This window comes from Kribbella sp. NPDC050241, from assembly GCF_044459685.1.
In the GTDB taxonomy this organism is placed as follows: Bacteria; Actinomycetota; Actinomycetes; order Propionibacteriales; family Kribbellaceae; genus Kribbella.
Genome location: NZ_JBITJE010000005.1, coordinates 186,749 through 197,932 on the forward strand (window position 1 = coordinate 186,749; position 11,184 = coordinate 197,932).

General features: G+C 68.5%; 7 protein-coding genes. All 7 read left to right on the forward strand.

Features of this window, described 5'->3' with window-relative positions:
* The first annotated feature begins 8 nt into the window (after positions 1–8).
* A complete protein-coding gene (locus ACIBG5_RS24530) occupies positions 9–1,550 on the forward strand; it encodes an ABC transporter substrate-binding protein (RefSeq protein ID WP_396393795.1) in 1,542 nt (513 codons plus the stop codon).
* The gene (locus ACIBG5_RS24535) at positions 1,544–2,611 is read left to right on the forward strand and encodes an exo-alpha-sialidase (protein WP_396393796.1); all 1,068 of its coding nucleotides are present in this window, start codon (positions 1,544–1,546) and stop codon (positions 2,609–2,611) included. The genes ACIBG5_RS24530 and ACIBG5_RS24535 overlap by 7 nt, the downstream gene beginning before the upstream one ends.
* The gene (locus ACIBG5_RS24540; protein ID WP_396393797.1) at positions 2,608–4,008 is read left to right on the forward strand and encodes a DUF5060 domain-containing protein; all 1,401 of its coding nucleotides are present in this window, start codon (positions 2,608–2,610) and stop codon (positions 4,006–4,008) included. Before ACIBG5_RS24535 ends, ACIBG5_RS24540 begins: the two co-directional genes overlap by 4 nt.
* On the forward strand, positions 4,005–5,222 hold the full coding sequence (locus ACIBG5_RS24545; RefSeq protein WP_396393798.1) for a DUF5605 domain-containing protein: 1,218 nt from the start codon (positions 4,005–4,007) through the stop codon (positions 5,220–5,222). The genes ACIBG5_RS24540 and ACIBG5_RS24545 overlap by 4 nt, the downstream gene beginning before the upstream one ends.
* Before the next feature lie 161 nt (positions 5,223–5,383).
* On the forward strand, positions 5,384–7,288 hold the full coding sequence (locus ACIBG5_RS24550) for a hypothetical protein (RefSeq protein ID WP_396393799.1): 1,905 nt from the start codon (positions 5,384–5,386) through the stop codon (positions 7,286–7,288).
* The gene (locus ACIBG5_RS24555; protein WP_396393800.1) at positions 7,281–8,399 is read left to right on the forward strand and encodes a glycoside hydrolase family 28 protein; all 1,119 of its coding nucleotides are present in this window, start codon (positions 7,281–7,283) and stop codon (positions 8,397–8,399) included. The genes ACIBG5_RS24550 and ACIBG5_RS24555 overlap by 8 nt, the downstream gene beginning before the upstream one ends.
* Positions 8,400–8,528: 129 nt before the next feature.
* The gene (locus ACIBG5_RS24560; RefSeq protein ID WP_396393801.1) at positions 8,529–10,862 is read left to right on the forward strand and encodes a DUF222 domain-containing protein; all 2,334 of its coding nucleotides are present in this window, start codon (positions 8,529–8,531) and stop codon (positions 10,860–10,862) included.
* The last annotated feature ends 322 nt before the right edge of the window (positions 10,863–11,184 follow it).

Here is an 11,184-nt window from a genome sequence, read left to right on the forward strand (position 1 = left end):
GGCTCACCATGTCCGACACCCAGAACGCCCCCGGCAACAGTCCGGAGGACAAGACCCCCGGGTTGTCCCGGCGCGGCTTCGTCCGGAACACCGCCCTGATCGGCGGTCTCGCCGCCCTCGGCGGTGCACTCCAGGCAGCCCCGGCGGCGGCCAGCTCGACCACCGCCACCCCGCGCGCCGGCGCCCGGTCCGCGGCCGGCACCGTCGAGATCCCGAACAAGTACGGCAAGCCGTTCTACGTCGACGACGACGAGGTGTTCGTCTTCGCGGTCAACTTCAAGCCGTTCGAACTCGGCGGCGACGACGACGGCCGCGAGGCGACCCGGTACTTCGACGCCGTCTTCGGCGACGCGATCCGGGCCAAGTTCCCCGAGGTGAAGCTGAAGTACGCCACCTGGGACTACCCCATCCGATACGAGGACATCGCCAAGGCCGGCCGGGTGCCGGACCTGATCATCGACGACCCGCGGACCCGGATCGACCGCGACCTCGAGCCACTCGGCTGGGTCCAGGACATGACGTCGATGGTGCAGCAGGCCGGGATCGACCTGTCCGCGCTGAACCTCGGCTCGGTCGAACTGGTGAAATCACGCTCCGACGGCGGCCTGTACGGCGTACCGCTGTTCATCGACGAGCACGTGCTGCTCTACAACAAGCAGATCTTCGACAAGTTCGGCGTCCGCTACCCGCGGGCCGGGTCGACGTACGACGAGATCTACAAGATCGCCAAGCGGCTGACCCAGCAGGACGGGATCCACCACTACAAGGGCTTCATGCAGCACCCGGACAACTACCTGGCGCTGAACCAGCTCGGTCTGTACCCGTTCGTCCCCGGCGACAGCGAGCAGCCGGCCCCCGAGGACATCAAGGTGAGCCTGACCACCACGGAGTGGAAGCGGGTCGCCGACAACATCCACCGCTTCCTGATGCTGCCGGGCAACGGCTTCACCACGGTGGACGACTTCTTCAAGGGCGACATGAGCTTCCCGGGACACCTGGCGATGGCGGTCCACACGCTGTCGAAGCTGAACGCCTACGCGCTGAGCTCGCTGTACGTCGAGGAGGACGACGCGGAGGACTACGCCGAGTGGTCCAAGAGCGTGAGCATCGGCGTCACCTCCATGCCGGTGCTGTCGCGTGGCTCGACCGCGATCTACCAGCCGAACGCGCGGGCGGCCTACATCCCGCCGCAGTCGCAGCATCAGGCCGAGTCCCTCGACATCCTCAAGTACCTGGTGTCGGAGGAGGCGCAGACCCGGCTCTCGTCGTACGGCGTGAAGGCGGTGCGGCAGACGGATGCGGTCGTGAACGCGTTCGGTACGGCGATTCCGGAGCTGCAGGGGATCGACACGTCGGGCGTGTACTGGGGTGACAACGCGGTGGTGAAGAACTACCAGAACACCGAGTACTGGGACATCCCGCTCTACAAGGTGTTCCGGCAGCACGTGCTGATCGACGGGATGGACGTCGACTCGGCGCTGCAGGTGGCCGAGCAGCAGGACATCCCCGACTACATCAAGGCGCAGGTCGCCGCCGGATTCACATGGTGATCGATCCACGCTTCGACGGTCGCCTCCGCGACGGCGTGGCGCTCCTGCCGACGCTTCACCCGGGCGACAGTCACGCGGCGACGCTGGTCGAGACTCAGGCCGGTGATCTGTTGTGCGCCTGGTTCAACGGGCCGGGGGAGGGGGAGCCGGACACGAACATCGTGCTGTCCCGGCTCCCCGCCGGCTCGGACATCTGGACGGTGCCTGTGCCGATGTCTTCGGACCCGGACCGATCCGAGCAGAACCCGGTGCTGTTTGTCGCGCCGTCCGGGGAGGTGTGGCTGCTGCACACCTCGAACGAGCCGCACGACCAGAGCACCTCCCAGGTGCTGCGTCGCGTCTCGCGCGACGGCGGGCTGACCTGGGGGCCGAGCGATGTCCTGTTCGACCAGCCGGGCAGCTTCGTCCGCAACCCGATCGTTGTCCTGAGCAACGGTGATTGGTTGCTTCCGGCCTACGACTGCGACAAGTCCGCGGAGACCACAGTCGTCCTGCTGAGCACAGACCAAGGCGTGACTTGGACGCGGATCGATCTCCCTGATGCGATCGGGCAGGTGCAGCTGAGTGCGGTCGAGGTCGCGCCGGGCGAGCTGCTCGGGTACTTCCGCAGTCGTGCGGCGGACCGGATCCACCGGTCCGTGTCGAAGGACAGCGGCCGGACCTGGTCGGCGCCGGAGCGCACTGCATTGCCGAACAACAACTCGGCGATCCAGGTGCTCCGGTTGGCCGACGGCCGGCTCGCGCTCGTGTTCAACGACTCGTCGGCCGAGCGGGATCAGTTCCGCTGGGTGCCCGACGGGAAGGGCGGCGTACGGCGGAAGACGCTGCGGACTCCGCTGACCCTGGCGCTGTCCGAGGACGACGGCGCGTCCTGGCCGTACTGGCGGAACCTGCAGGTGCAGGACGAGGAGTACCGCGACAACGAGTTCGGTTACTCGTACCCGACCTTGTTGCAGACCCGCGACGGCCGGCTGCACGTCGCGTACTCCTACCTGCGCAAGACCATCAAGCACGTGATCCTGACGCCCGGCTGGATCGAGGCGGGAGACCGACTGCCATGACTGTGGAGCGGTGGGGAGTGCACGAGCTCACCCTGACCGGACCGGCCGACGGGAACCCGTTCGCCGACGTCGAGTTCCGGGTCGCCTACCGGTACCGGAACCGGGTGCTGACGGTGGACGGATTCTACGACGGCGACGGGGTGTACCGGGCGCGGTTCAGCCCGGACCGGGAAGGGGAGTGGTCGTACGTCACGAGCAGCTCCGCACCCGAGCTCGACGGTCATCGCGGTACCTTGCTGTGCATACCGCCCGGCCCGCGCAACCACGGGCCGGTCGGGGTGCGCGGCGCACATCACTTCGCGTACGCCGACGGCAGCCGGTACGACTGCATCGGTACCACCTGCTACCACTGGACGTACCAGTCCAAGGATCTGCAGGAGCTGACGCTCGCGTCGTTGCGGTCGGCACCTTTCGACAAGGTGCGGATGTGCCTGCTGCCGACCGACGGCATGCGCCCGGAGCGGACACCGTTCGCGGGGTCCACACCGGGGTCGGTCGACGTCAGCCGGTACGATCCGGCGTTCTTCGCCGACTTCGAGGCGCGGGTCGCGGACCTGCTGTCGCTGGGGATCCAGGCCGATCTGATCCTGTTCCACCCTTACGACCGCGGGGTCTGGGGGTTCGACCGGATGACGGCTGCGGAGGATGCGGCGTACCTGCGGTATGTGGTCGCGCGGCTGGCGGCGTACCGGAACGTCTGGTGGTCGCTGTCGAACGAGTACGACTTCAACCGGGAGAAGACGATCGCGGACTGGGATCGCCTGCTGCAGGTGGTGCAGCAGTACGACCCGTACCAGCGGCTGCGGTCGATCCACAACGGGACCAAGATGTACGAGGTCTTCACGCCGTACGACTTCGGCAAGCCGTGGATCACCCACCAGAGCGTGCAGCACTGGGACGGCGCCGAGGTCGCCGCGTGGCGGGCGTGCCCGAAGCCGGTCGTGATCGACGAGATCGGCTACGAGGGCAACGCTGGGCGTCGGTGGGGGAATCTCACCGCGGACGAGATGGTGCACCGCTTCTGGCAGGGCATGACGGCCGGTGGGTACGTCGGCCACGGCGAATCGTTCGTCGATCGCGAGACGCGAGCGTGGATCTCGGTCGGCGGTCGGCTGTACGGCGAGAGCCCGGCGCGGATCGCGTTCCTCCGCTCGGTGTTCGCCGAGCTGCCGCGGCTGCCTTCCGGCGACGTGGATCCTGAGTGCTGCGTCCTGCACTACCTGGGCGACCGCCAATCGTCGGCCGTCGAGCTGGACCTTCCTTCCGGCGATCCCTTCCAGTTCGACCTGATCGACACCCGGGCACTGACCATCACGCCTGTCGCCGGTTCGTATTCCGGCTCCTGCCGCATCCCGCTCCCGACTCATCCCTACCTAATCCTGCGAGGCACTCGATGACCGAGGTTGAACGCTGGGGCGTACTCGAGGTGCAGGTCGACGGCCCGGTCTCGACGGTGTTCCGGCACGAGTCCGGCGAGTCCGCCTACACGGAGTCCTTCCAGGCCGACGACCGCTGGCTCATCCGCTTCATGCCCAGTCTGGAAGGCACTTGGCACTACGCGCTGCCGGGCTCCGCCGTCGCCCCGCACGCGTTCACCTGCACCCCGGCGACGTCGTCCGGGCCGATCCGCTCGTCCGGCACCACCTTGCGCCGTGCCGACGGGACGGCCTACCACCCCCTCACCACCACGTGGTTCCACCTCGACTCGACCGGCCCCGGGGTCGGCGACCGCTGCGCCGCCGCGTGCCGCGCTCTCGCCGCCTCCCCATTCACCCGGGTCCGACTGCGCGCCGACAACCCGCAGCACCTCGAGGCTCAGGTCCGCGACCTGCTCGCGGTAGACATCGACGCCGAGATCCTCTTGCCATCCGACGAGCCGGCGATCCGTGACCTGGTCAACCGGCTGGCTGCCTACCGCAACGTCAGCTGGTGCCTATCTGCGACCCCGGCCGCGCGCCACCTGGCCGAGCTGATCGCGGAATGCGACTCCAGCAACCACCTGATCGCCATCCACGCTGCACCAGAAGCCGTAGACCCCGGTCCACCCTGGTTCACCCACCTCAGCGTGCCGCTCGAGAACCTGCGCGGCGTCTCGGCCCTCCGCCGCGACTACGCCAAGCCTGTCCTCGTCGACGCCTGCGGCTACGAGGGAGACGGCACCTCGCCAGCCACCAGCCTCAGACCGGAAGAGCTGCTCACCCGCATCTGGGAGGGAACCGTCCGAGGCGCCCACGTCACCCACGGCGAGTGGTACGTCGGCTCCGACGGCGGACCGTGGTCGGCAGGCGGAGTCCGCCCGACCGGTGTGGTCGCGAAGCGCCTGCGCCTGCTCCGCGAGGTCCTGGACGAGCTGCCCGACGGAGTGGAGCCCATCGACGATTACCGGGACGCTCCGACTCTCGCCGTACCTGGCAGCTACTACCTGCAGTACCTCGGCGAGCACCAGTTCCCCGAGCGCACCTTCACTCTTCCCACCGGCACCTACCAGGTGGACGTCCTCGACGTCTGGAACCACACGGTCCGCCGCACCCGCGAGACAGTCATCGACACCCTCACCGTCCGCCTCCCTGGCACCCAGTACCAGGCCATCCAGATCCGCCGAGCCTCCTGATGCCAGCCCTCACGTCCGGTCCCCGCACCGCTGAACTCCGGCGAACCTCCCACGGAGTAGTCCTCCACATAGGCACAATCGACGCCAGTACGCCGTACCTGGAGCGCCCGGTCGCCGAGCTGCTGACGTGCTCATCCGGGCGACCATGGCAGCCCAACGTGATGCAGACGGAGGGTTGGTGGATCTCGCGGCGGCCGGGTGAGCATCGGGCCGGCTGCCGCACCGGACCCGTCGCGGTCGAGATCCGACTGTCCTTCGACGCGGTCGATCGGCTTGACCTGGAGCTCCGGTGGCGCAACACCGGCCAACGGCGGTTGGGCGATCTGGCCGTCGGCCTGATGCTCGACCTCGGCCGCGTCACTGACAGCCAGCTGACCGTCCCCGGGCTGATCTACAACGACAACCCGTCGGCGGACCCGGCGCGCGCCGTACCCCGGATCGGTCCGGAGCCCGGTGGGGGCTTCGTCGCCGAGGAGGACCGGCTTCCGATCCCCGGCGTGAACCTGGAGTGGCGGACCGGTCGCGAACGCCGTTGGCTGAGCGTCTTCTCCCGCCCGGAGCCGCGGCGATCCGGCGACGGGCTGGTCCGCTACGGCTCGCTCGGGGTCATCCGTCAGGAGGGCCCTGTCATCGCGGCGCTGAGCGGCGTACTGATGTTCGACGGCAAGCAGGACGTCCGGTACGTCAGCAAGGCCGAGACGGAGTCGACCGAGGACGGCTACCTGACGTTGCGGCCGGGGGAGGAGTACGTCCAGCGGCTGGTCGTCGGCTGGGGACCGCAGGAATATCGCGGGCACGCCTTCCGCGAGCTCGTCCGGACCGGCCGCTCACTCTTCACCGATCCTGGCGCGCACCCACTGGATTTGGACGAGGTCGTCGCGCGCAAGACCATTGCCCTGGACAACAGGTGGTACCGGGACGGGACTGTGGCCGGATACACCAAGTTCAGCGACGTCGTCGGCAACGGTCCCGCGAAGGTACGGCACTTCATGTACGGCTGGACCGGCCAGGCACTGAAGCTCGCCTGGTGCGACGCCCGGCTCGGCTTCGAGAGCGGCGACCGGACCAGGATCGACCGCTGCCGCGCGGCCGTCGAGTTCTACCTCGCGGGAAGCTCGACACGAACGCCTGGGCTGCGGCACAACGCGTACCAGGTCGGCAGCCGCCGCTGGACCAGTTTCCGCAGCGGCGGCCGCGCGATGGTCTCGAGCCGCGCGTACGGCGAGACGATCGCGGACCTGGCGGAGATCATCACACTGTTTCGCGCCGAGGGTGAGCCGGTACCGCCGTCCTGGCCTGATGCGCTCGCCGGTGCACTGAAGTTCCTGCGCAGTGCGCTGCTTCCCGACGGCACGTTCCCGATCGGGTGGCGTCTCGACGGCAGACCCGCCGCGTCCACACTGTCCGCGGCCGGCATTCCGTGCGTACTGGCGGCGCTCAAGGCGTCCGTCGTGCTCGGGGACGACTGGTTGTTGTCGGAGGCAACGACGTGGCTGACTCGGTATCACGGGCAGCACGCGCGGACTTTCGACCGCCCGTTCGCGCGCTCCACCCTCGACGCCGCGTGCGAGGACAAGGAGGCGGGGATGTACTACTTCCTCGCCGCGTACGAGTTGTTCCGCCTGACGGGGGACGACCTCTATGCGCGGTGGGCCGAGGTCGCTGCAGACTGGCTCCTCACCTGGGTCTATGTCTGGTCGCCGGAGTTGGACCTCGACTCTCCGCTCCGAGCGGCCGGCTTCAATGCGATCGGCTGGCCGGCGGTCAGTGTTCAGAACCATCACCTCGACACGTTCTTCCCGACGTACGAACTACTGGAGTTCGGCCTCACCACTGACCGCCCCGACCTTGCCGCCGCAGCCCGCACCACGATGGGTGCCATGAGCCAAGGCATCTCTGCGGGCCCTGGTGATTGGGGTTTCCAGATCCGTGGCGAACAAGGCGAAGCGTTCTTCCAGGCCCACTGGCAGCGTCGAGGCCACAGCAACACCTGGAACCCCTCCTGGGTGATCGCCGTGCCGCTCGCCAACGCCCTCCGCATCCGCTCCCTGGAGCCGCATGACTGACCACGTCATCACGGAGTACGGCGCCCGCCCGGACCAGGACTGCACACAAGCCATCGAACTCGCCATCAAGGCGTGTGAGCTGACCGGTGGCCGGGTCGTGGTGCCCGCCGGCCTGTTCCTGACCGGCCCGATCCGGCTGCGGAGCAACGTGGAGCTCCAGGTGTCGGCGGGAGCGACCTTGCGGTTCTCGACCGAGCGTTCGGCGTACCCGATGGTCCGTACCCGGTGGCAGGGGATCGAGTGCTGGAGCTACTCGCCGCTGATCTACGCGTACGACGAGGTGAACGTCGCCGTGACTGGGACCGGGACACTGGACGGTGCTGCCAGCTCGGACAACTGGTGGCGGGACACCAGGCCGGTCGACGACTGGAACCGGCTGCTGCGAATGGTGGACGACGGCGTACCGGTCGACGAGCGGGTGTTTCCACCTGGGCACGGATTCCGGCCGAGCTTCATCCAGCCGCACAGCTGCCGTCGGGTGCGGATCGAGGACGTACGGATCGTGAACGCGCCGATGTGGGTGGTGCACCCGGTGTTCTGCACCGACGTCCTCGTCCGAGGTGTCACCATCGACAGCCGCGGCCCGAACAACGACGGCTGCAACCCCGACTCCTGCCAGGACGTCGTGATCACCGGCTGCTCCTTCGACACCGGTGACGACTGCATCGCGATCAAGTCCGGCCGCGACGCCGACGGCCGGCGCGTCGCCCGCCCGTCGGCGAACATCCTGGTCGAGTCCTGCCGCTTCGGCACCGGCCACGGCGCCCTCACCATCGGCAGCGAAACCTCCGGCGGCATCCACACCATCCACGCCCGAGACCTCCACATCACCGGCCCCGCCATCGACCACGCCCTCCGCATCAAAAGCAACCCCCACCGCGGCGGCCTCATCGAGCACATCACCCTCCAAGACACCCAAGTCGACTCCGTCACCACCTCCGCCATCCACATCACCACCAACCACGCCACCCCCACCCCACCACCCACCCCCTTCCCCCCAACCGTCCGCCACATCACCATCACCAACCTGCAGGTCCACTCCGCACCCCGAACCCTCGAGATCCACGACACCCCAACCTCCCCAGTCACCGATCTGCGCCTACTTCCCTGACTGAAGTTGCCTGCAGCAACATCCACAACCCTGCGCCAGCTTGTGGACAAGTTGGTCTTCGTGGAACCCCTTGTGGATAAGGGGTTCTGGGTTTTGGAACTGTCGGTGGGCGTGGTTAGTGTTGTCGGTATGGAACTTCTGGGTGAGCGGCCGATCTGGTCGATGAGCGGCAGCGAGATGCTGACCGCTCTCGACGAGTTGGAGGCCGACCTCGCCCGCCGTCAGACCTACCGCCTCCAACTCATCGCCGCCCTGGACACCACCGGCCACGCAGCCGACCTCGGCGCCCACGACACCGCCCAACTCCTGGCGTTCCGCTACCGCCTGGACCGCCCCACCGCTCACCGAGACGTCCGCCTGGCCAGAGCCCTGCCCAAATACCCAGCCGTCACCACCGCCCTCACAGCCCCCGTCGACAACGTGGCCTCAAGTGCCGAGTCCGAGTCCGAGTGCGACGACGACATCGCGAACGGGCTGACGGAGCCCGAGGCCGTCACCAACAGCCCCGACGCCGGGGAGACCGCCCGCGCCGACGCTGACACGGGCGAGGACGACGGCGCCAGCGAGGGCGAGGGCGCCAGTGCGGGCGAGGGCGCCAGTGCGGGCGAGGGCGGAGGTGAGGGCGGCGCTGGTGAGGGCAATGGTGAGTGTGCGGGTGCGGGCGGCGAGGATCGCTCGACCGCGTGGCTGCTGCGGCCCGCCCAGGCCGAAGCGATCGTGTCCGCCCTGGAACGCGTCCCCACCACGGTCCCGGTCGAAGACCTCCAGGTCGCCGAACAACAACTGGTCACCCTGGCCCGCCACCTCACTCCCAGCGAACTGCGCAAAGCCGCCAAGCAGATCCGCGACCTCCTCGACACCGACGGCGCCGAACCCGATGAGCACAAGGCCTACGCCCGCGAATCCCTGGCCCTGATCACCGCCGAGAACGGCCTCAAGTTCCGTGGCTACCTGGCCAACGAGAACGCCGAACTCCTCCGCACCCTCATCCACACCGGCGCCCGCCCCCACAAAACCCTCGACGGCGAACTCGACCCCCGTCCCCGCGAAAAGCGCCAAGCCGACGCCCTCACCACCGCCCTAACCCTCGCCGCCACCGCCACCGCCACCGCCACCGCCACCGCCACCGACTCCGGCTTCACCCCACCCACCCCAGCACCCCCCACCCCGGTCCCAGCGCGATCCACCACTCCCGCCCCCACCACCGGCAACCCCGCCACCAACCCCGGCGCCACCACACTCACCGCACTGCCAGCTGGCGCGACCGCGCCCTCGCCGCAACCCACCGCCACTGTCACCGAACCGGGAACCACCGCCGTCGTTGGGGCCGGTGCCGGCACCAACGGCACGGGAATCATCCAGACTGCTGACCACGCAGCCACCACCGCCACCGGCACCTCCGCCGGTGCGACGACTGAGTCCGGCCGTGGTGCGAGGCCGGCTGGTTGGGTTCCGGGGTTCGGGGCGAAGGCGAACATCACCGTCACCATCGACCTGGAGGACCTGAAGTCGGCTGCCGCGGAGGCCACCGGCGGACTCGTCTACGGCGACAACCTGTCCGCGGCCGCGATCAGACGCCTGGCCTGCGACGCCAACATCATCCCGCTCGTCCTCGGCTCCAACTCCGAACCCCTCGACGTCGGCCGCTCCGAACGACTCGTCACCCGCGCCATGCGCCGCGCCCTGAACACCCGCGACAAAGGCTGCGTCGTCTGCGGCGCCCCACCCATCCAGTGTGACGCCCACCACCTACGCTCCTGGCTCGACGGCGGCGAAACCGCCATCTGGAACCTCGTCCTGCTCTGCCGCCGCCACCACATCGACCTCCACGCCGGCCACTGGACCATCACCATCACCAACGGCAAAGTCCACGTCACCCGCCCCACCTGGGCCGACCCACCACCAGCCCCTGATCATCGACAACGCGAACCTGTCCCACCATCCCCAACCACCAGACCGCGCTCAGCCGCACCTCCCAACCCCCAGGTCAAACCCCTCCGCGAACGCCTGCCCGACGACGGTCCGCGCGTCGACCCGTGGTCAGGCGAACTCTGGTCGGACGGAGTGCGGTTAGACGCACCGCGGTCGGACGCAGTGTGGTCAGACGCACCGCGGTTAGACGCAGTACGGTCAGACGCACCGCGGTTAGACGCAGTACGGTCAGACCGGCCCCGGATAGACGCAGCGCGGTCGGACGACGCCGCGCGCATGGACAGTACGCGGTCGCGGGAGGGGCGTGAAGGCGATGCGTCAGGGGTGACTACGCGCTCAGGCAATCGCCGCACCGATGCTGCGGCTCTCCGAGATGCTGCCCGTCAAGCGATCTGGGGCGACACCTCAACGAGCCAGTCGGACGCGCACACTGTCCTCCCCAGCACCCCAGCCATGCCCGCGGAAGCAGCCCATCACGATCCCTGGGCTGACCCAGTACCCCCAGCCCCCATCCGCCCGCGCGGAACGTGAAGCTCTGCACTGGCCAGCCGTGCTCTGCCACGTCACATCCATGCGTGGGTGTGAAGGTCTGCACGGATCCGTCTGCCGTTCTGCTTCCCGCGACGTCAGTCGTGCCTGTGCGGGAGCGTGATGAGCTGCACGAGCCCGCTTGGCGCTCTGCTTGCCGCTACGTCACCTGCGTGCGTGGGGGTGTGAAGGTCTGCACGGATCCGTCTGTCGTTCTGGCTCCCGCCACGTCAGTCGTGCCTGTGCGGGAGCGTGATGAGCTGCACGAGCCCGCTTGGCGCTCTGCTTGCCGCTACGTCACCTGCGTGCGTGGGGGTGTGAAGGT